The organism is Streptomyces sp. SID13666, from assembly GCF_010548325.1.
In the GTDB taxonomy this organism is placed as follows: Bacteria; Actinomycetota; Actinomycetes; order Streptomycetales; family Streptomycetaceae; genus Actinacidiphila; species Actinacidiphila fildesensis.
Window position 1 is genome coordinate 60,432 of the sequence record NZ_JAAGLX010000014.1, and the last position, 20,613, is coordinate 81,044.

Genomic DNA, 20,613 nt, shown 5'->3' on the forward strand with positions numbered 1-20,613 from the left:
CAACGAAAACGACTTCATGCCTTGACACTTCCCCCTCCGAGGCAGGACTGTTCCGGCAAGCCTTCGTGGGAGCGCTCCCACACCTCGTCGCACGCCCGGACGTCAGAACGAACGCCAGACCCACCCTGGACAAGGAGAGTGGAATGCGCACTTCCAGCGGCACTCGCGCCCGTCGGACCGCACTGATAGCGGTCGCGGGGCTCGCGACCTGCGCGACCCTGATCACCGGCTGCAGCAGCGACAGCAGCTCGGACTCGGGGAAGAAGGGCAGCACCGGAACCGAGAACATCACGCTGCACGTCGGCGACTTCGGCTCGTTCGGCTACGACGACAAGACGGGCGCGGCCCTGTTCTCGGAGTACCACCAGCTGCACCCGAACATCACGATCGTCGAGGACAACGTCGCCGACGGCCAGAAGTACTGGGACGCGCTGAAGCTGCACCTGTCGCAGGGCAGCGGCCTGGCCGACGTCCAGGCGATCGAGGTCGGCTTCATCGCCGAGGCGACCGCCACGCTCGGCGACCGGTTCGTCGACCTGGGCAAGGCCACCGGGGTCGACACCACCAAGTGGCTGGACTGGAAGGAGAAGCAGGCCACCACGAAGAGCGGCCAGGTGATCGGACTCGGCACCGACGTCGGCCCGATGGCGGTCTGCTACCGCAAGGACCTGTTCCAGAAGGCCGGTCTGCCGACCGACCGTGAGGCGGTCGCCGCGCTGTGGGCGGGCGACTGGGCCAAGTACATCGCTGTTGGTCAGCAGTTCAAGGCCAAGGCGCCGGCCGGGGTGTCCTTCACCGACTCCGCCAGCGGTGTCTTCAACGCGGTGGTCTCCAGTCAGGCGCAGCAGTACTCCGACGACCAGGGCAAACTGATCTACGACACCAGCCCGGGTGTGAAGAAGGCGTGGGACCTGGCGGTGGAGTCGGCGCAGCAGGGTCTGAGCGCCAAGCTGCGGCAGTTCGACGACAAGGGCACCTGGAACGCGGCGTTCAAGAACTCGACGTTCGCCACGATCGCCTGCCCCAGCTGGATGACCGGCATCATCAAGGAGCAGGCGGGTCCGGCCAATACGGCGAAGTGGGACATCGCCGCGGCGCCGGAGTCCGGCAACTGGGGCGGTGCGTTCCTGTCCGTGCCCAAGGCGGGCAAGCACACCGCTGAGGCGACCGCGCTGGCCGCCTGGCTGACCGCGCCCGAGCAGCAGGCGAAGGTGTTCGCCAAGAACGGCAACATCCCGTCCACCAAGGCCGGTCTCGACTCGCCGACCGTGACGGACGCGACGAACCCGTACTTCGGCACCGCGCCGATCGGGAAGGTCTACACGGCCATTGCCAAGGGTGTCACCCCGGCGCCGATCGGCCGCTACGACGGCCAGGTGAAGACGTACATCACCGACAACGGGCTGCTCGACATCGAGCAGCACGGCACGTCCAAGGACAAGGCGTGGTCCACCGTGCAGGCGCTGGTCAAGGACAAGATCGACCAGTAGCCGGCGGGGCCGCCCCGCAGTGCCCACTCCTGCCGGGCGGCCCGCCCCACGACGCTGATCCGGCCGTGACCGACCGTCCCGACCGAGACCGACCGACTGACCCGACCGGGAAGGACGCCACTCGTGGCCACCTCCGTCAGGGCGTCGGCCGACGGCAGTCCGCCGCCGGCCCGGCCCGTCCCGGCCCCCGCACCACCGGGCACCCCCGGCCCGCCCGCCGGCCTCTCCTGGCGCTCGCGGCTGTACCGCCTGGATCTGAAGGCGACGCCGTACGCGTACATCGCCCCGTTCTTCGTCTGCTTCGCCGCGTTCGGGCTCTTTCCGCTGATCTACACGGGTTGGCTCTCGTTCCATCAGGTGGAGTTGGGCGGTACCGCGCAGTGGCGCGGGTTCGACAACTACACCCGGTTGTGGGACAGCGAGTTCTTCTGGAACGCGCTGCGCAACACGTTCTCGCTGGGGGTGATCTCCACCGTCCCGCAGCTGCTGATGGCGCTGGGCCTGGCCCATCTCCTGAACTACAAGCTCCGGGCGCGCGGGTTCTTCCGGGTCGCGGTGCTGGCCCCGTACGCGACGTCGATCGCGGCGGCCTCGCTGGTCTTCGTCCAGCTCTTCAACCCCGACTACGGGATGGTCAACCAGCTGCTCGGCCACTTCGGGGTGCACCACATCCAGTGGGAGGCCGACAAGTGGCCGTCCCAGATCGCCATCTCCACGATCGTGACCTGGCGGTGGACGGGGTACAACGCGCTGATCTACCTGGCCGCGATGCAGGCCGTGCCGGGTGATCTGTACGAGGCGGCAGCGCTGGACGGGGCGTCGCGCTGGCGGCAGTTCCTCAGCGTGACCATCCCCTCGATCCGTCCCACGATCCTGTTCACGATCATCGTCTCGACGATCGGGGCGACCCAGCTGTTCGGCGAACCGATGCTGTTCGGCGGCGGGTTGGGCGTCAGCGGCGGATCGGCGCACCAGTACCAGACGCTCAGCCTCTACATGTACGAGAAGGGCTGGCAGAACGGGGCGCTGGGACAGGCGTCGGCCGTCGCGTGGGTGATGCTCCTGATCCTGCTGCTCGTGGGCGCCGTCCAACTGATCATCACGCGGGTCAACCGCAGGAAGCTGGGGGGCTGACCTCATGGCACACGCAGTCGCGGAACGGGCCGCGCACCGGTCAGGGCCCACTCCCGCCCCGCCCAAACGGCGGCGCTTCTCGGCCCGCGCCGGACGGCAGGACCACGCCGGGCCCGTCACGTACGTGGTCCTGGTGGTCGCGGCGCTGGTCTCGCTCTTCCCGCTGTACTGGACCGTGGTCGCGGCCTCCAGCACCGACACCCAGATCGTGCAGCCGCCGACCGAGCTGCTGCCCGGCTCCCATCTGATCGACAACCTGAAGATCGCCTGGGACCAGGTCCACATGGGCCAGGCCCTGATCAACTCCACCATCGTGGCCGGGTTCGTCTCGCTCAGCACGGTGCTGTTCGCCACCCTGGCCGGCTTCGCCTTCGCGAAGCTGCGCTTCCGGGGCCGCAACGGCCTGCTGACCCTGGTGGTGGCGACGATGACGATCCCGCCGCAGCTCAGCGTGATCCCGCTCTACCAGATCATCACCGATCTGGGCTGGGTGGGCCGGCTGCAGTCGGTGATCCTGCCGTCGCTGGTGGCGGCGTTCGGGGTGTTCTTCATGCGGCAGTTCCTGGCCGAGGCGCTGCCCATCGAGCTGATCGAGGCGGCCCGGGTGGACGGGGCACACAGCCTGCGGATCGTGTGGCACGTGGTCTTCCCGATCGCGCGGCCGGCCATGGCGGTGCTGGGGATGCTGGTCTTCGTCCAGTCCTGGAACGACTTCTTCTGGCCGTTCATCGCACTGAACCAACAGAACCCCACCGTGCAGGTGGCGCTGGCCGGGCTCGGTTCCGGTGACCACACCATCGACCACGCGGTGGTGCTGACCGGCGCGCTGATCGCGACCGTGCCGCTGCTGCTGGTCTTCGCGCTGCTCGGCAAACACATCGTGGGCGGCATCACCGCCGGCGCCGTCAAGAGCTGACCTCCCGAAGCCCTACGCCCCCACCTGTCCCGCTCACCTTTTGGGAGTGCCCCCGTATGACCGCTGTCCGATCCGAGACCGAGACCGAGGCCGCACCGGCCGGTCTGCTCCGTTTCCCGCCCGGCTTCGTCTGGGGCGCGGCCACCGCCGCGTACCAGATCGAGGGCGCCGTGGCAGAAGACGGCCGCACCCCCTCCATCTGGGACACCTTCAGCCACACTCCGGGCCGGGTCCACAACGGCGACACCGGCGACATCGCGGCCGACCACTACCACCGGTTCCGCGACGATGTCGCCCTGATGTCCGGCCTCCACCTGGGCGCCTACCGCTTCTCCATCTCCTGGTCGCGGGTCCAGCCCACCGGCCGCGGCCCCGCCGTCCAACGCGGCCTGGACTTCTACCGCGCGCTGGCCGACGAGCTCCTCGACAAGGGCATCACCCCGGTCGCGACCCTCTACCACTGGGATCTGCCGCAGGATCTGGAGGACGTCGGCGGCTGGACGGTGCGCGACACCGCCGAACGCTTCGCCGACTACGCCGCGATCATGGCCGGCGCACTCGGCGACCGCATCCCGTACTGGACCACCCTCAACGAACCCTGGTGCTCCGCCTTCCTCGGCTACGGATCCGGCGTCCACGCCCCCGGCCGCACCGAACCGGACGCCGCGCTGAAGGCGGCCCACCATCTCAATCTCGCCCATGGCCGGGCGATCGGGGTTCTGCGCTCCACACTCCCCGCCACCGCGCGGACCTCGATCACCCTCAACCTCCACCAGGTGCGCCCGCTCGACGGCTCGCCGGCGGCACTGGACGCGGCACGCCGGATCGACGCCGTCGGCAACCGGATCTTCACCGGCCCGATCCTGCACGGCGGGTACCCGGAGGACCTGCTGGACGACACCGCGCACCTCGTCGACTGGCAGACCCTGGTACGGGACGGCGACCTCGCCGAGATCTCCCGCCCCATCGACCTGCTGGGCATCAACTACTACACGCCCACCGTCGTTTCGGGCCCGCAGCCCACCCCCGACGGGACCGAGGCCGCCCGCTTCGACGGCCACGGCGCCAGCGCGCACTCCCCCTGGCCCGGCTCCGAACAGGTCGCCTTCCACCTCCCACCCGGCGAAACCACCGCGATGAGCTGGGCCGTCGACGCCAGCGGACTGTACGACCTGCTGCGCCGCACCGCCCAGGAGAACCCCGGCCTGCCACTGATGGTCACCGAGAACGGCGCCGCCTTCGACGACTACGTCTCCCCCGAAGGCACCGTCAACGACCCACGGCGCATCGACTACCTGCGCGGACACCTCGCAGCCGTACACCGCGCGATGGCCGACGGCGCCGACGTCCGCGGTTACTTCCTGTGGTCACTCATGGACAACTTCGAATGGTCCTACGGCTACAGCAAACGATTCGGCGCCGTCTACGTCGACTACGCCACCCAAAACCGCATCCCGAAATCCAGCGCCCACTGGTACGCCCAGGTCGCGCGCACGGGTGAGATCACGGAGCCTGACGCTCCGTAAGAGACGCGGGGTGGTGCGGGGGTTCGAGGGTGCCGTCGACACCACTTCACGCGGCAGCGGCCCACCGGCGGGAAACCCCGCCGGTGGGCCGCTGCGTCCTGCGGTCGGCCGTGCGATCAGCCGAAGGAGGCGAACGCCTTGGTGAAGGCCAGATCGCCCTGGACGATCGAGCTGCAGCTCGCGTCGGCGAAGTTCTTCGCACCGCCGGGGCACTGCTTGTCACGCGTCGAGGACCACATCGACAGCCAGCCCAGGCCCTTCGACTTGGCGAAGTCCACCAGCTGCGTTGCGTCGTCCACCGTGAAGATCTCGGTGTTGACGTCGTTCACACCGATCATCGGCGTGACCGCCACCGCCTTCCAGGCGGCCGCGTCCGACAGGCCGAGCACGCTCTTCACCTGAGCCTGCGTCGCCGTGGCGCCATCGATCGCGTACTGGCCCATGTCGCCGTTGAACGCGGGCCCGTAGTCCATCGCCATGATGTTGACGGCCGAGATCTTCACGCCGTTCTTCTTGGCGTCGGCCAGCAGGTTGATGCCGTCCTGCGTCAGACCGGTCGGCATCGCGGGGAGGGTGTACGAGACGTCCAGTCCGCTGTGGCTCTTCTGGAGCGCGGCGATGGCCTGCGCGCGGCGGCTGTTGGACGCGGTGTCCGGGAGCGCGCCACCCTCGATGTCGAAGTCGACCTTGGTCAGCTTGAACTGGTCGACGGCCTTGCCGTACGCGGCCGTCAGATCGCCGACCGAGGTGCAGGCCGTGCCCAGTTCGGAGCCCGAGGCCCCGCCGAACGAGACGCGGACATCGCCGCCCGCCGCCCGCAGCGCGCCTATCCGGCCGGCCACCGCGTCGGAGCCGAGGTCCGTCACACCGCCCCACTTGGGGGTGCAGCCGCCGCCGGAGGTGATGAAGGCGAGGTTGTACTGCTTGACGCCGGTGCTCTTCGCGGAGCCGACCATGTCGAAGGCCGGGTACAGCGAGGTGTCGATGTACGGCGAGAAGCCCGCGCCGGCGACCGGGGTGGTGCCGCCGGTCTTGGTGGGGGTGGGGGTCGGCGTGCTGGTCTTCGTGGGGGTCGGCGACGCGGTCTTCGTCGGGGTGGGCGAGGCGGTCGGGCTCGCGGTCACGGTCGGACGGCCGCTGGGGGTGGCGGTCGGGCCGGAGTCCACCGAACACTTGGCGTCGTTGATCAGGCAGTTGACCGGGTCCGCGGCGGTGCCGCCGGACGCCGCCACGAAGCCGACGTCGACCTTCGCGCCGGGCGCCACGGTGGCGTTCCAGCCCTCCGGCTTCACGGTGATGTGCTGGCCGTTCGCGGTGAACCTGCCGTTCCACAGCGAGCTCAGCGTGGTGCCGGCCGGCAGGTCGAACGACAGGGTCCAGCCGGACAACGCCTTGTCCGAGGAGTTCGTGATCTCGTACTGCCCGGTGTAGCCACCGGTCCAGCCGCTCGTCTTGGTGTAGGCGGCGCCGACCGGGGCGGCACTCGCTGACCCGGCCAGCGCGAAGGCGCCTCCCGCCACGACACCCGCGGCGACGAGGCCACCGATCGCTTTGGTCGTGAACCCGGGTCGACGGCGATGCGTGCTGGCCATACCGGCCTGCCTTTCGTGGGGGGCGGGGTGCGGCACGACGCTAGCGCGGGCGGAACGGACAAAAGCCCTGACCACAGCGGGGGTTGGGGTTCTTATGGCGCCCTTAAGGACGGCATCGGAGCGGGTTAAAGGTTCAGACCACTGGCGGTGGACTTCTGTCCCGGTCTGCGACGGCGGCGTGGCACACGGTGACCCCGGCCGGATGCGCCGGAGCCGGGGCGCAGCGCCAGCCAGACCCGGACCTCGGTGCCGCCGAGCACGGAGTGGCCGATGGCGATGTCGCCGCCCGTGGACTCGGCGACCCGCCGCACGATGTCCAGGCCCAGGCCCGTCGAGCCCGGCCCACCGTCGCCCTGACCGCGGCGCAGCGCGGCCGCGGGGTCCCGGATGCCGGTACCGGCGTCGGAGACCAGCACGATCACGGCGTCCTCGCCGTTGTGCACGTCCACGGCGAAGGCGGTGCCCTCCGGGGTGTGCCGGAAGACATTGCCGAGCATCGCGTCGAGCGCGGCGGCCAGCTCACCGCGCGCCACCGGCACCCGGACCGGCCGGTCCACGCCCGCCGTGCGCGCCTCACGCCCCTGGTCCTCCGCGAGGGCGGACCAGAACGCCATCCGTTCACGGATCACCTCGGCGGCGTCGCAGCCGGCCATGACCGGTGCGGTGATCTGCTGTTCGCGCGCGGTACGGATGATCGTGTCGACCTCGCGCTCCAGCTGCGCGACGGCCTCGCGGGTCTGCTCGGCGACGGGCCCGTTCCCGAGCGAGGCGGCGTTGAGCCGGAGCACGGTGAGCGGGGTGCGCAGCCGGTGCGAGAGGTCGGCGGCCAGTTCGCGCTCGTTGGCGAGCAGTTGGACGACCTGGTCGGCCATGGCGTTGAACGCGACCGCGACCGAGCGCAGTTCCGACGGCCCGGCCTCCGAGACCCGTACGCCGAGGTCGCCGCGGCCGAGCGCGTTCGCCGCGTTCGCCAGCCGTCCGGCGGGCCGCACCATCCGGGTGCCGAGCCGGTCGGCGATGGCCACCGAGCCGACGATCAGGCCGATGCCGACCGCCGCCAGCACGATCCAGGCGGTGGCGACACCCCGGGTGACGTCGCTGTCCGGGACGAAGACCTCGACGACCGCGACCGTGCCCGAGCTGACCGCGTTCGGCTGCAGCAGCGCGTACCCGCCGCCGACCGCGACGGTGGAGGCCCGGCCGCGGCTGGACGCGGCGTCCATCGCGGCGGCGGAGGAGCGGTGCCTGCCGATCTCGACCGGGGCGGTGCCGGCGGTGGCCGGCACATGCAGCGCCATCCGGCCGTCCGCGCCCGCCTGGGTGGAGGCGAGCGCCCGTTCCAGCTGGACGCGGTCGGTGGTGATGGCCAGCGCGGGACCGATCGCGGCGGCCTGCCGTTCGGCGTTGGAGAAGGCCCGGTCGCGGGCCAGTTCCTTGACCACCAGGCCCAGCGGTACGGCGAACGCGACGACGACCATCGCGGTCACCGCCAGGCACACCTTGACGAGCAGCCATCTCATGCCGGTGGCTCCAGCTTCACCCCGACGCCGCGCAGCGTGTGCAGATACCGCGGCCGGGCGGCCGTTTCGCCCAGTTTGCGACGGAGCCAGGACAGATGGACGTCGATGGTCTGGTCGTCGCCGTAGGACTGCTGCCACACCTCGGCGAGCAGTTCCTTGCGGGCCACGACGACACCGGGGCGCGACGCGAGAAAGGCCAGCAGGTCGAACTCGCGGCGGGTCAGGTCCAGCGTCACCCCGTCGAGCTCCGCCTGCCGCCTGCGCACATCGATCCGCAGCCCGCCGACCGCGAGCCGCGCGGTCTCGTCGGGCGCGGCCTCCCGGCCGCGCGCCCGGCGCAGCACGGCGGCCATCCGGGCGGACAGATGCTCGACCGAGAACGGCTTGACGAGATAGTCGTCGGCGCCCGCGTTGAGCAGCCTGACCACCTCCGCCTCGTCGTCACGGGCGGTGGCGATGATCACCGGGACATCGGTGATCCCGCGCAGCATCTTCAGCGCCTCCGACCCGTCCAGATCCGGGAGGCCGAGATCGAGGATCACGACATCGAAACCGACCTGCGCCACCTCGCGCAGCGCCTCAAGAGCCGTGCCCACACTGCGTACGGTGTGGGCCGCCTCGGTGAGGTGCCGGATGAGGGCGGAGCGCACGAACTGGTCGTCCTCGACCACGAGCACACTTGCCATGGCCCGCACGGTAGCCCATCCGGGGGACCCGGTACCCCTCCGTCCGTTTACCGCCCTCCGCGCCCGGACCTGCCGCGCGTACGGCAGGATGTGCCGATGCAACGAGGATTGCTTCACGCCGGGGCCTGGACGCTCGCGACCACAGCCGCGGTGACGATGTCGTGGTTCGGAGTGCACTCCGTGCTCGCCGGTACCGCCTACGATCCACCGCGCGCGCTCCCGGTCTCCGATGCCGTCGCCGGCTCCTCGGCGCGGCCGGTGGCCTCCTCCACGCACCGGCCGAAGCCGGTGCCTTCCACGACGTCCCCCGCACCGACCGTGCCGCCCACCACCAAGCCCGCGACGAAGGCGCCGTCCCCGCCGCCGGAGAAGCCCCCGGGCACCTCGCACGACGCCTCCACCAGCAACACCACCGGCAATGTGCACGCCTACAAGGTCACCGGCGGCCGCGTCGTGCTCGACCTCGGGCCGGCCTCGGCCACCCTCGTCTCGGCCACCCCCGACGAGGGCTGGGAGATGAAGGTCTGGAAGCTGGACGAATGGATCCGGGTGGACTTCACCAGCGGAACCACCACCTCGTCGGTCTTCTGCACCTGGAACGGCCACCCGCCCGTGGTGGAGATGTACAAGAATTAGGGCCTGTCGTCCGGATCTCCGGTTCAGCGGAAGACCGACTCCGGCGGGGCCGGGGACGGGGCGGCCGTCGCGTCGGTGACCGGGGCCGCGCCGCCGGCGAAGTCGGCCAGCGGGCGGCCGTGTTCGACGCGGCCGGGGTGCGGGTCGGAGGCGACCCGCCGGGTCAGCTCGGCGAGCGGCAGCTCGACGTCGGCGGCGAGCAGGATGGCGTTGCCGAAACGGCGGCCGCGCAGCACCGCCGGGTCGGCGGACACACAGACCTCGGCGAACGCCGACCGCGCGGTGGCGATCTGGGCGCGCAGGAAGCCGAGGGCGCCGCCGTCGGCGAGGTTGGCCGCGTAGAAACCGCCGGGCCGCAGCGCGCGCCTGACCTCGTGCAGGAATTCGGCGCTGGTCAGATGCGCGGGAGTGCGGGCGCCGCCGAAGACATCGGCGATGACCAGGTCGGCCCAGCCGTCCGGGACCTTCCCCAGCCCCGCCCGGGCGTCCCCGCCCCGCACCTTGATCCGCCAGGTCCGGTCCCACGGCAGTTCACGGCGGACCAGCTCGACGAGCGGACCGTCGATCTCGACGGCCTGCTGGGTGGAGCGCGGCCGGGTCGCGGCGGTGTACCGGGCCAGGGTGAGCGCGCCGCCGCCCAGGTGCAGCACCTGCAGCGGGCGCCCCGGGGGCGCGACCAGGTCGATGATGTGGCCGAGCCTGCGCTGGTACGAGAAGTCCAGGTACGACGGGTCGTCGAGGTCGACGTGCGACTGCGGTGCGCCGTCGATGAGCAGCGTCCAGCCGTGCGGCCGCTCCCGGTCCGGGACCAGCTCGGCCTGCCCCCCGTCGACCACGGCGCCGACCGCTTCGCGGGCCTGCGCCCTTCCGCCCTGCTTCTTACCTGCCACCCGACCAGTATCGGCCAGCGAGCAGCCGGCGTCAGACGCCGCCGGCCAGCCTGATCGTGCGGGCCGCCTCACCGAGCGCCGCCCGCAGGACGGCCGGGTCGGTGGCGGTGATCCGGCCGGGCCCGCTGTCCGGCGGCACCAGCCAGCCGGAACCGGCCTCCGACGGCTCCGCGCCGATCGAGAAGCCGCGGCCGTTGCTCCGCGTACAGGAACTGCCGGGCAGGTCCCAGCCGTCCGCGGTGCCCTGCGGCACCAGGAACCCGATGCCGTCCCCCGCGTCGTCGTGCAGCACCGGCCCGACGCCGGTCCGCAGCCGCAGGATGTCGACGGCCTCCAGGCCCTGCTGGGTCGGGACGGTGACGAGATCGCACGGCGGCGTCGCCGGCGGCATCTCGCTCCGTTCCGGGCTCGGTTCGTGCCGATCGGTGTCCAACAAGGGGAACCCTCCTCGCGGGCGGACGCAGCACCGCCCTTACGAGGAGTACAACGCGCCTCCCTGTCAACAGCTACGCCCCGCTAACGCCGCAAGGGGTGGCATTTCATGGCGGATCACGGGTGAGATATCCGTTTTGTAGGCAAACCCTCGGTATCTGCCCCGTCACAGCGGGTACCGTCGTCGCGCCGTCCGCACCAGGAGTCCGCCATGGCTTCACCGTCCTCAAGCCCCGATCCAGCCCGAACCGCCACCATGGCCAACGCGGCCTTCCGGCAGTTGCGCGGAGACCGTTCCCCCAACGAGTTCGCTGCGGCGGTACGCCGTTCCGCCCGCGAGATCGGCGAGCAGGTCAGCTGCGACGCCCGGTACATCGGGCGGGTGGAGGCCGGGGAGATCCGGTGCCCCAACTACGCCTACGAGCGGGTGTTCCGCCATATGTTCCCCGGCCGCTCGCTGGGCGACCTGGGCTTCGCCCCGCGCGAAGCGGTACGGGGCAGACGCGGCGGCGCGCCACCGCTGGATACGTACGAATTCGAGTTCGAGGAGAGCGACGTGCTGCGTCGCGTGTTCATGACCGGCGGCCCCGCCGTCATCGCGACCGCCCTGGTGTCCGGCTCCGCCGTGCACCCACCCGCCGGCCGGGTCGGCGTCGGCGAGGTCCACGCCGTCGAGGAAGCCGTGCGGCACATCCGGCTGCACGACGACCGGCACGGCGCGGACGGCCTGTACGAACAGGCGGGCCAGGCCCTGCGCACCGCCTACCGACTGCTCGACGAGGGCGCCTACAGCCAGTCCGTGGCCGACGGGTTGTACGCCGGAGCGGGTGAACTCGCCGTCTCCGTCGGATGGCTGGCCCACGACTCCGGCCGCTTCACCGACGCCCGCTCCTACTACGCCGAGGCGCTCGCCACGGCCCGCGTGTCGGGCGACGCCGCCCTGGAGGCCCACGCGTTCTGCAACACCGCCTTCCTCGCCCGCGACGCGGGCCGGCCGCACGAGGCCGTCCGGGCCGCGCAGGCCGCCCAGGCCGCCGCCCGGCGCCTCGCCTCACCGCGGCTGCTCTCCCTGCTCGCGCTGCGCGAAGCGGGCGGCCGCGCTGGACTCGGCGACCGCTCCGGATGCGAACGCGCGCTGTCCCGCGCCCAGTCACTCTTCGGGCGCGGCCCGTCCGACGCCGACCCGCAGTGGATGACGTTCTTCGGCGAGGCCGAACTCGCGGGCCTGGAGGCCCAGTCCTGGTCCGCGCTCGGCGACCACCGCCGCGCCGCGGACTCCGCCCGCCGCGCGGTCAGCCTCCAGGACCCGCACTTCACCCGCAACATCGCCCTCTACGGCGCCGAGTTGTCCGCAAACCTGGCCGCCGGCGACCGCCCCGACGAGGCCGCCGCCGCGGGCTCCCGCGTCCTCGACCTCCTCGGCCGCGTCCAGTCCTCCCGCGTACGAGCCCTCCTGGACACCACAGCCACCCGCCTCCGACCCCACCACCGGACGACGGCGGTAGCCGACTTCCTGAACCGCCAGCGCTGACCGCCTCCGGCGGAGGTTCCAGGACCCACCTGCGGTGGGAGTGCGGGTACGTCAGTGCCTGCGGCGGGGCAGTTCCCACGTCACCCGAGGTGCCCCGTGTCGTTCCAGCGTTCCACCGCCGGGTCCCCGTACGCCCACCCCAGAATCGACAGCGACGCCGGATCCAGCCGGATGGAAGCCCCGAACGACGGGTCCAACCCCAACCACCTCGCTCCCAGCGTCCGCAAGAAGTGCCCGTGGGCGAAGACGAGCACATCCCGCTCCGCCGACCGCGCCCACGCCACCACCTCGTCCGCCCGCTCCGCGACCTCCGCGAGGGACTCGCCGCCCACCACCCCGTCCCGCCAGATGTTCCACTCGGGCCGGCCCGCCGCGCGCTCGCGCTCGGCGATCTCGTCGGGGACGAGCCCTTCGTAGGCGCCGTAGTCCCACTCCATGAGGGCGTCCCACGGCTTGGCGCGGTCGCCGAAGCCGGTGAGTTCGCAGGTCTCGCTCGCGCGGACGAGGGGGCTGGTGCGGACCTCGAGGCCGGGGAGTCCGTCCCAGGGGGCGCCGTGCAGCCGTTCGGCGAGGAGCCGGGCGGTGCGGCGGCCCTCGTCGGTGAGGGGGATGTCGGTGCGGCCGGTGTGGCGGCCGGAGAGGGACCACTCCGTCTGGCCGTGACGGACCAGAAGGATGCGCGGAGCCATGCGGAGGGACCTTTCACTACGTAATGGAGATCACTCCATCATCGCGCACTCCGGGCGCCCGGCCCGATGAGGCCGGTCAGCAGTCCGTCGAGGCCGAGCTCGTACTGGGCCATGCCCGCGTCCTGCGCGATGGCGAGCTCGGGGACGAGCTCGGTGAGCGCGGGGTAGCGGTCGGCGGGGAGGTCGGCGAGCCGGGCGCGTACCCGGTCGCGCAGACCGTCCTCGCACAGGGCGCGGTCCCGGCGGACGTTCCACAGCGCGGAGCCGACCGTGTACTGCATGAGGGCGACGTGGGCGCGCGCGGCGTCGACCCGGTCGAGGCCGGCGGCGCGCAGCAGGCCCAGCATCCGGTCGATGACGGCGATGGCCTCGTCGCCGCGCATGGGCCGGGTGGTCAGCAGCTGCAGGGCCGACGGGTGCTCCGCGAAGAGCCGGAAGACACTGCGGCATACTTCACGCAGTTGCTCGCGGGCGTCCACGACGCCTGCGGCCTCGCCCACGGCGGGCAGCTCGACCTCGCTGAGCAGCCGCTGGGCGACGGCGTCGCTGATCTCTTCCTTGCTGCGGAAGTGCGAGTAGACGGCCATCGTGCCGACGCCGAGCTGCGCGGCGAGGGCGCGCATGGTGAACGCCTCGGCGCCGTCACGGTCGAGCAGGACGACCGCTGCGTCAAGGATTCTGTCCGGATTGAGCGTGTTGCGCGGAGCGCGGCGCCGGGGGGCGCGGGCCGACTGGGTGACGGTCATGCCATTCTCTAACTTCTCGCGGAGAGCAACCTGGGAGGGCGCCCCGGGCGTCTTCCCGCACGCATACCCGACCAAGAGATGTTGAACACGGAACGAACGCAGTGTGGCCGGGAATTTCCGGGGCGATGTGCGGGCTGTCTAGCGTACGACGTACGGTAGAGCCTACGACATGGTCCGCAACGAGCCACATCCGCAGAACGGGGAGAACGGCCGCATGACGATCACCGCCACAGCGCCTCGCGCCTCGGCCTACCGGGGCCGGCTGCGCTGGTGGACCGAGCTGCCGCTCATCGCCGTCGTGTACGCCCTCTACTCGTGCGGCCGCCTGCTGGTCCGCGGCGACGTGGACAACGCCGTCGAGAGCGGGATCGACATCCTGCATCTCGAAGAGCTGATGCGGATCGATCCGGAGCGCTGGCTCAACGGCATCTGTACGAAGTACGCCGCGATCGGCGTCCCCGCGGACTTCGCGTACGCCTCGCTGCACTATCTCGTGACGCCCGTGATCCTGGTGTGGCTGTGGCGGCGGCGGCCCACCCACTACCGCGCGGCCCGCACATGGCTGATGCTCTCCACCCTGATCGGGCTGATCGGCTTCACCCTCATGCCCACGGCGCCGCCCCGGCTGCTGGACTCCAGCCACGGCTTCATCGACACCATGGCGCAGTACGGCTCCTACGGCTGGTGGGGCCAGGACGCCAGCGCCCCGCGCGGCCTCGGCGGGCTGACCAACCAGTACGCGGCGATGCCGAGCCTGCACGTCGGCTGGTCGCTGTGGTGCGGGATCATGCTGTGGCGCTACGGGCGGACCCCACTGGTGCGCGCGCTGGGCATCCTGTACCCGCTGATCACCACGTTCGTGGTGATGGGCACCGCCAACCACTACCTGCTGGACGCGGTCGCCGGTGCGGCCGTCATGGGCATCGGCTACCTGCTGGCCCCGCGGGTCCTGCTCGCCGTCGACGCGCTGCGCGCCCGGTGGGCCGTCCGGTCCGGTGCCACCACCTCCGCGGAGGGCCACAGCCCGGTCGTGGCGGCCTCCGCGTCCGCTGCCGGCTCCGGGACGACGGCCCCGGCCTCGGCGGCTCCCAGAACGGCGCCGCACGGCCCCGTCCCCAGCGGCGTCGCGACCCCGCGGACGGGATCTCACGACGAGCACCGGGACGAGCACAGATCGGATCCCTCGGGCAGGTCTTCCGTGGGTCAGGGCCGAATGTCGTAGCCGGGTGCGAGACTTCCGCGGGTGAGCACTACGCACTATCTGCGGGAGCGGCTGGCCGAGTTGCGCGGACCGGCCACATCACCACGTCCGCTCGACGCGCGGGCCCTCGCGGCCCTGGCCGCGAACCCCGGCTGCCGCCGCCGGGCCCTGCTCGACGCCGCCGGGATCGACAAGGGCGCGGTCGCGCAGGTGCTGGGCGCGCCCGCCCCGTTCGGGCAGTCCCAGTTCGCCTTCGCCCGCGGCCATGCCTTCGAGGCCCGGGTCAAGGCGGAGGAGTGCGCCGAGCTGCTGCGGCTGCTGGGCGCCCCAGAGGACAGCGGCGCGCTGCTGCCGGACCTGTCGGCCGCCGGCCCCGAGGGCCGTACCGCCAGGACCCGGCTGGCCCTGGCGGAGGCGACCTCCGCCGGCCGCTGGACGCTGCTGGACCACCCACTGCTGGCGCTCGACGTCGCGGGCTCCGCCGCCTACCTGGAGCCGGACGCGGTGGTCGTCGCGCCGGACGGCTCCTGGACGGTCGTCGAGGTCAAGTCCTTCCCGATCCTGGACGGCAGCGCGGACCCGGTGAAGGTGGGCGCCGCCGCCCGCCAGGCCGCGGTGTACGTGCTGGCGCTGGAGCGGCTGGCCGGGCTGCTGGAGGAGACCGCAGGTCCCGTGCGGGTGTCGCACGATGTGCTGCTGGTGTGCCCCAAGGACTTCTCGAACCTGCCGACGGCCCAGTTCGTCGATGTGCGCAAACAGCTGTCGGTGACCCGGCGGCAGCTGACCCGGCTGACCCGTATCGAGGAGATCGCCGCCGAACTGCCGGACGGCACCACGTTCGACCTGCGCTGGTCCGAGGACGGCCGCACCCCGACCCGGCCGGCCCCCGAACTGGCCGCCGCCGTCGAGGCGGTCCCGGCCGCGTACTCCCCCGAGTGCCTGGCCGCCTGCGAGCTGTCCTTCCACTGCCGTGACCGCTCCCGTGCCTGCGGCTCCGTCGAGTCCCTGGGCCGCGGCCTGCGCGGCGAACTGGGCACCCTCACCACGGTCGAGGCCGTGCTGTCCGCCGCCCTCGGCACGGACGCCGCCGGCGCCGAGACGGCGGACCCCGCCGTCGCCGCGCTGCGCCGCGCCGCGGTGCTGCGCGCCGAGGCGCTCACCGCTGGGGGTGCCTCATGTCACTGATCGGGACCCTGGCGCGGGCCGAGGCCGTGGTCGCGGGCCGGGCGCAGCCGGTGGCGACGGTCCGGCACCGGTACCTGTCGCAGCATCCGCTGGTGTTCGTGCCGCTGACGACGGCGGGCGAGGTCGGCGCACCGCTGGGCGCGCTGGTGGGCCGCGACCGGGAGGCACCGAGCCTGCTGGTGGTGACGCAGCCGCGTGACCGGGACCTGCGGTTCGACTTCCTCGCGGCGCTGGCGACCACGGTCATCGCGCACATGGACCGGTACGCGAACGACGTGGAGACCGAACCGGCGACGCGGAACCGCGAGGAGTCCGAGGTCTGCGCGGACGCCCCGCAGATCATCGTGCCGAACGCGGCGGCGGCGGACTACGTCCGGCTGCTCGGCCGCTCCACCCGGTTCCGCCGCACGGCGGAGGAGAATCCGGACGAGCTCTATCCCGTCCCGTCGCGGGTGCCGCTGTCCGGCCGCTGGCTGACGCACTACGGGGAGCGCGCTCGCACCCCCGGCGCCTCGCTGCTGCTGTCGATGACGGAGCTGCTGTCGCGGCACTGGGCGACGGGCCAGAGCAATCTGGAGGACCAGCACCTGGGCGCGCTGCTCGGCTGGATCGACCCTCCCGAGGGCATGACCGGCGCGGACGCGGCCCGCCGCGCGGAGACCGGACGCGGACCGGACGGCCTGCTGCTGAGCCCGCCCGCCGGCCCGGCGACCGACCCCGCCTTCGACAACACCGTGCTGGCCCCCGCGATGTCCCGCTTCGACGTGGCCCGGGCGGCGGCGCGGGCGGCCGGCGAGGAGCGGTCCGCCGCGACGTCCGTCGCCGAGGCCGAGGTGCGGGCGCTCGTCGAGAGCCAGTTGCGGCCTACCTGGGACGATGTGTGGCGCGGGCTCGACCTGCTGCGGGCGCTGCCCGAGGGCGGGCATGTCGAGGAGCGCTGGAAGCGGGACCGCTGGTCCTACACCGGTCACCGGGACCGGGTGCGGGCCGGTGAGCCGCCGCAGCCGAAGCGCGACGACGCCATCGCGGCCGCGCAGAAGCTGATGGGCCGCGAGACGGCCCAGGTGCGGCTGGAGGCGCAGGAGGCGCTGGACGATCCGCTGGTGATGGCCGGGCGGCGGCTGTCCGGCGAGGCGTTCGCGGGCGAGGTCACCGACGTGGTGATGGCGTACAGCGAGGCGAAGGTGCCGCGCCCGCGCCCGCTGGTAACCGTCGCGACCGCCGACGTACCGCATTTCGACGCCGACGCGAAGCTCTACCGCGCGCTTCCCGGGGGGAAGACCCAGGAGGCGCGGTTCGTCGAGTGGCCCGCGCCCGGTGAGGTCACGGTGCGACTGCTGAACGGCATGGGCCGGGGCAAGGTCCCGGACGAGGGTTCGGTGCCCGCGGCCGGCGACCGCGTGTGCTGGACCCTGTTCGAGCACGCGCCGCGCGGCGGACCGGAGTTGCCCGACCCCGAGGACACCCCGTGGACGCACGGCGGCCCGCCGGAGACCGCCGCCGCGCCGGCCGCCCCCGCACCCGATCCCGTCACCGTGGAGGACTTCCTGTGAGCCGCACGACGGAGGACTCTCCGCCCCACGGCACGGCCCGCCCCGCCCCGCGCGACCCCGCCGCCGAGGCGGCGGCGGTCACCGAGGCGATCCTGCGCGACACGCTGCACGGCTCGTCGCGCGGTGTCGTCGTCGACTCCCCGCCGGGCGCGGGCAAGTCGACGCTCGTGGTGCGCGCCGCCCGGGAACTGGCCGCGGCGGGCGAGTCGTTGATGGTGGTGGCGCAGACGAACGCGCAGGTGGACGATCTCGCGGACCGGCTCGCGACCGCCGATCCGGGGCTCGCGATCGGCCGGCTGCACGGCAGCGAGTCACCGCCCGATCCGCTGCTCGACCGGCATCCGTCGATCGTGAAGTCCGCGAAGGTCGCCGATCTCGCCCAGCAGAAGGTGGTGATCGCCACCTCCGCGAAGTGGGCGTACGTCAAGACCACCGATCTGACATCGCCCTGGCGGCACGCGATCGTCGACGAGGCGTACCAGATGCGCTCGGACGCGCTGCTGCAGGTCGCCGGGCTCTTCGAGCGGGCGCTGTTCGTCGGCGACCCGGGGCAGCTGGACCCGTTCAGCGTGGTGGGCGCCGACCAGTGGGCGGGGCTGAGCTACGACCCGTCGGCGAGCGCGGTGGTGACGCTGCTGGCGCACAATCCGGGGCTCCCGCAGCACCGGCTGCCGGTGTCGTGGCGGCTGCCGGCATCCGCGGCGCCGCTGGTGTCGCGGGCGTTCTACCCGTACACGCCGTTCCGCAGCGGCACCGGGCCCGGCGTCCGGCGGCTGTCGTTCGGGGTGCCCTCGCAGGGCACCGGGCCCGACGAGGTGCTGGACGAGGCGGCCGCGTCGGGCTGGGGGCTGCTGGAGCTGCCGGCCCGGCACACTCCCCGGACGGATCCGGAGGCGGTGCACGCGGTGGCCCAGGTGGTGCGGCGGCTGCTGGACCGGGGCGGGGTGACGTTCAGCGAGCGCTCGCAGGAGCCGGCGCCGCTGACCGCGGACCGGATCGCCGTGGGCACGGCGCACCGCGACCAGGCGGCGGCGGTGCGGTCGGCGCTCACCGCGCTGGGCGTGACCGGTGTCGCCGTGGACACGGCGAACCGGCTGCAGGGCCGGGAGTTCGACGTGACGGTCTTCCTGCACCCGCTGTCCGGCCGCCCGGACGCGACGGCGTTCCATCTGGAGACGGGCCGGCTCTGCGTACTCGCCTCCCGGCACCGGCACGCCTGCATCGTGGTGTGCCGGGCGGGCGTGGCCCGGCTGCTGGACGAGCACCCGTCGACGGAACCGGTGCAGCTGGGCGTGACGGTGAAGTTCCCGGACGGCTGGGAGGCCAACCACGCCGTCCTGGCGCACCTGGACGAGCACCGGGTCCCGTACCGGACATAGCCCGGTGCGGAACGGTGCGGCAGGGGTGCGGACGGGTACGGAACCGCACTTCAGGCGGCACTTCGGACGGCCCGGAGGCCCACTTGCGCGGGCGCGGGACAATGGAACGCGCGAATCCCTTGGAGGTAGGTACATGTCCGAGCCGCAGTCGGCTCACGACCGGCGCGACGCTGTCCCGCCGGCTCCCGCACGGCGCCTGCGCCCGGCGGAGCTCCTCTTCGAGCCCGCCCAGGCCCTCGCCGACGAGGAGCACTTCTTCGACCTGGAGTCGCTCGACGATCCCCGGCAGTTGCTGGCGCGCTCCACGGAGCTGGCGCTGGCCTTCCGCGCGGCCGCCGACCGGGCGACGGAGTACCAGGCGATAGCCGCGGCCCAGCTGGCGGATCCCCGGCGCTTCGACCGGCTGACGTATGCCGCGATCGCGGAGCAGTCCGGCTGGACCGAGGACTACGCGAAGAAGATGGTCGAGTTCGGGACACGCCTGCAGGAGCGGTGACCGAAACGAATGCCTTGCGCGGGTGATTGTGTCAAGCGACCACGGCCCATTGGCATATGCAGGATGCGCAAGGTACCGGACGACCGGTGTTCCTGTCCCGTATTCGTCCGATTCACATCGACGCAGCGCGAGCGGCCGGTACCTCTAGGTGTATGAGCGAATGGCAGTGGGAGACCTGGAGGCACCCGGACATCACTGTGGCCGGCGACCCGACGGACCCTGAACGGCAGTCGCACACCGCGTACGTCACCCCGGCGGGAGCCGCCTGGCTCGCCTCCGCCAGCGCCTTCCCGCGCAGCGTCCAGGCGCTGTGGAGCGCCCGCCCGACCGCGCCCAGCGTGCTGCCGTGCGGCACCGTCTTCGACGTGGTGAACCTCCCCGCGCTCTTCGGCCGCCGGGTGCTCGAGCAGTTATGGGCCGCCGGTCCCGGAAGCGGGCCGGTCGCCGTGCACCGCGGCCGGGTGCTGCTGCTGGTCGCCCCCGGGTCCGCCCAGCGGCTGCCGTCGCTGCTGGGCTGGGAGGAGTGGAGCCGCTCGGTGCCGCCGCTGATGTGCCACGGCCTGGGCGACGCGGTGACCGTGCCGCCGCTGTACGGCGACGAGACCGGCCTGGACACCGAGGGCGGATCGTCGCGCTGGGTGGTGGCCCCCGACACCCGTCATCCCTGGCTCCCCGGCCCCGACGTGCTGCTGTGGGCCTGCATCCGCGCGGCCCGCGCCGCCGCCCGTACGACCGCTCCCGCAGTGGCTCCCTCGGCCTCCCCGGCCTGAACGGGATATCGATTTTCACTCCGCCGGAAGCGGATGCTAATGTCTGTCTCGCAGCACGCGCCGCTAGCTCAGTTGGTTAGAGCAGCTGACTCTTAATCAGCGGGTCCGGGGTTCGAGTCCCTGGCGGCGCACCTACGGGAAACCGTTGACCTGGGCGTTCCTCCTTCGGGAGGGGCGCCTTTCGTCATGTACGGGGCCAGCACCGAGCCGGCACGGGAGCAGTGCGAGAGCGGTACGGGAG

19 protein-coding genes and 1 tRNA gene are annotated in these 20,613 nt (G+C 72.3%); 13 read left to right on the forward strand and 7 right to left on the reverse strand.

What is annotated here, in order from left to right; all coding sequences use genetic code 11:
• Window positions 1-143 precede the first annotated feature (143 nt).
• The 4 genes from G3I60_RS19715 (at window position 144) to G3I60_RS19730 (ending at window position 5,066) form a co-directional block, all read left to right on the forward strand.
• Complete coding sequence (locus G3I60_RS19715) at window positions 144-1,490, forward strand: ABC transporter substrate-binding protein (protein WP_164295413.1); 1,347 nt, start codon at window positions 144-146, stop codon at window positions 1,488-1,490.
• 123 nt (window positions 1,491-1,613) lie between these two features.
• Window positions 1,614-2,624 carry a carbohydrate ABC transporter permease gene (locus tag G3I60_RS19720; protein ID WP_164607552.1) on the forward strand — a complete coding sequence of 337 codons (1,011 nt, stop codon included), beginning with the start codon at window positions 1,614-1,616 and terminating at the stop codon, window positions 2,622-2,624.
• A 4-nt stretch (window positions 2,625-2,628) separates the two neighbouring features.
• Window positions 2,629-3,540, forward strand: a complete 912-nt coding sequence (locus G3I60_RS19725; RefSeq protein ID WP_138357984.1) for a carbohydrate ABC transporter permease — start codon at window positions 2,629-2,631, stop codon at window positions 3,538-3,540.
• Window positions 3,541-3,596: 56 nt separating this feature from the next.
• A complete protein-coding gene (locus tag G3I60_RS19730) occupies window positions 3,597-5,066 on the forward strand; it encodes a GH1 family beta-glucosidase (RefSeq protein WP_164295415.1) in 1,470 nt (489 codons plus the stop codon).
• A 116-nt stretch (window positions 5,067-5,182) separates the two neighbouring features.
• Here the strand turns inward: G3I60_RS19730 and G3I60_RS19735 are convergent, their stop codons facing one another.
• The 3 genes from G3I60_RS19735 to G3I60_RS19745 form a co-directional block, all read right to left on the reverse strand.
• Entirely contained in the window at window positions 5,183-6,658 is a 1,476-nt protein-coding gene (locus G3I60_RS19735; RefSeq protein WP_138357988.1) for a cellulose binding domain-containing protein, read from the reverse strand.
• Window positions 6,659-6,783: 125 nt separating this feature from the next.
• The gene (locus G3I60_RS19740) at window positions 6,784-8,178 is read right to left on the reverse strand and encodes a HAMP domain-containing sensor histidine kinase (RefSeq protein ID WP_164295416.1); all 1,395 of its coding nucleotides are present in this window, start codon (window positions 8,176-8,178) and stop codon (window positions 6,784-6,786) included.
• Window positions 8,175-8,864, reverse strand: coding sequence for a response regulator transcription factor (locus G3I60_RS19745; RefSeq protein WP_164295417.1), 690 nt, complete (start codon window positions 8,862-8,864; stop codon window positions 8,175-8,177). Before G3I60_RS19745 ends, G3I60_RS19740 begins: the two co-directional genes overlap by 4 nt.
• A 96-nt stretch (window positions 8,865-8,960) precedes the next feature.
• Here G3I60_RS19745 and G3I60_RS19750 point away from each other — a divergent pair, with 96 nt between their 5' ends.
• Window positions 8,961-9,500, forward strand: coding sequence for a hypothetical protein (locus G3I60_RS19750; RefSeq protein WP_138357994.1), 540 nt, complete (start codon window positions 8,961-8,963; stop codon window positions 9,498-9,500).
• A gap of 23 nt (window positions 9,501-9,523) precedes the next feature.
• Here G3I60_RS19750 and G3I60_RS19755 read toward each other — a convergent pair whose 3' ends face one another.
• Together G3I60_RS19755 and G3I60_RS19760 are read right to left on the reverse strand one after the other, a co-directional pair.
• On the reverse strand, window positions 9,524-10,390 hold the full coding sequence (locus G3I60_RS19755) for a spermidine synthase (RefSeq protein ID WP_198357335.1): 867 nt from the start codon (window positions 10,388-10,390) through the stop codon (window positions 9,524-9,526).
• A gap of 31 nt (window positions 10,391-10,421) precedes the next feature.
• Window positions 10,422-10,781, reverse strand: coding sequence for a hypothetical protein (locus G3I60_RS19760; RefSeq protein WP_138358028.1), 360 nt, complete (start codon window positions 10,779-10,781; stop codon window positions 10,422-10,424).
• A 252-nt stretch (window positions 10,782-11,033) separates the two neighbouring features.
• On the opposite strand from G3I60_RS19760, the gene G3I60_RS19765 reads away from it, so the two are divergent.
• Window positions 11,034-12,353: a tetratricopeptide repeat protein gene (locus G3I60_RS19765; RefSeq protein WP_138357998.1), complete on the forward strand. Its 1,320-nt coding sequence runs from the start codon at window positions 11,034-11,036 to the stop codon at window positions 12,351-12,353.
• Window positions 12,354-12,433: 80 nt separating this feature from the next.
• Here the strand turns inward: G3I60_RS19765 and G3I60_RS19770 are convergent, their stop codons facing one another.
• Both G3I60_RS19770 and G3I60_RS19775 read right to left on the reverse strand, forming a co-directional pair.
• The gene (locus G3I60_RS19770; RefSeq protein WP_164295419.1) at window positions 12,434-13,042 is read right to left on the reverse strand and encodes a histidine phosphatase family protein; all 609 of its coding nucleotides are present in this window, start codon (window positions 13,040-13,042) and stop codon (window positions 12,434-12,436) included.
• 38 nt (window positions 13,043-13,080) lie between these two features.
• Window positions 13,081-13,788: a TetR/AcrR family transcriptional regulator gene (locus G3I60_RS19775; RefSeq protein ID WP_164295420.1), complete on the reverse strand. Its 708-nt coding sequence runs from the start codon at window positions 13,786-13,788 to the stop codon at window positions 13,081-13,083.
• A 214-nt stretch (window positions 13,789-14,002) separates the two neighbouring features.
• Here G3I60_RS19775 and G3I60_RS19780 point away from each other — a divergent pair, with 214 nt between their 5' ends.
• From G3I60_RS19780 to G3I60_RS19810, 7 genes are all read left to right on the forward strand, one after another.
• On the forward strand, window positions 14,003-15,010 hold the full coding sequence (locus G3I60_RS19780) for a phosphatase PAP2 family protein (protein WP_164295421.1): 1,008 nt from the start codon (window positions 14,003-14,005) through the stop codon (window positions 15,008-15,010).
• A 21-nt stretch (window positions 15,011-15,031) separates the two neighbouring features.
• A complete protein-coding gene (locus G3I60_RS19785) occupies window positions 15,032-16,174 on the forward strand; it encodes a hypothetical protein (RefSeq protein WP_343241355.1) in 1,143 nt (380 codons plus the stop codon).
• Window positions 16,165-17,727, forward strand: a complete 1,563-nt coding sequence (locus tag G3I60_RS19790) for a hypothetical protein (protein WP_164295422.1) — start codon at window positions 16,165-16,167, stop codon at window positions 17,725-17,727. The genes G3I60_RS19785 and G3I60_RS19790 overlap by 10 nt, the downstream gene beginning before the upstream one ends.
• Window positions 17,724-19,106, forward strand: a complete 1,383-nt coding sequence (locus G3I60_RS19795; RefSeq protein ID WP_164295423.1) for an AAA family ATPase — start codon at window positions 17,724-17,726, stop codon at window positions 19,104-19,106. The genes G3I60_RS19790 and G3I60_RS19795 overlap by 4 nt, the downstream gene beginning before the upstream one ends.
• A gap of 133 nt (window positions 19,107-19,239) precedes the next feature.
• On the forward strand, window positions 19,240-19,602 hold the full coding sequence (locus tag G3I60_RS19800; protein ID WP_138358010.1) for a hypothetical protein: 363 nt from the start codon (window positions 19,240-19,242) through the stop codon (window positions 19,600-19,602).
• 152 nt (window positions 19,603-19,754) lie between these two features.
• Complete coding sequence (locus G3I60_RS19805) at window positions 19,755-20,372, forward strand: bifunctional DNA primase/polymerase (RefSeq protein ID WP_138358012.1); 618 nt, start codon at window positions 19,755-19,757, stop codon at window positions 20,370-20,372.
• Window positions 20,373-20,429: 57 nt separating this feature from the next.
• Window positions 20,430-20,503, forward strand: a tRNA-Lys gene (locus G3I60_RS19810).
• The last annotated feature ends 110 nt before the right edge of the window (window positions 20,504-20,613 follow it).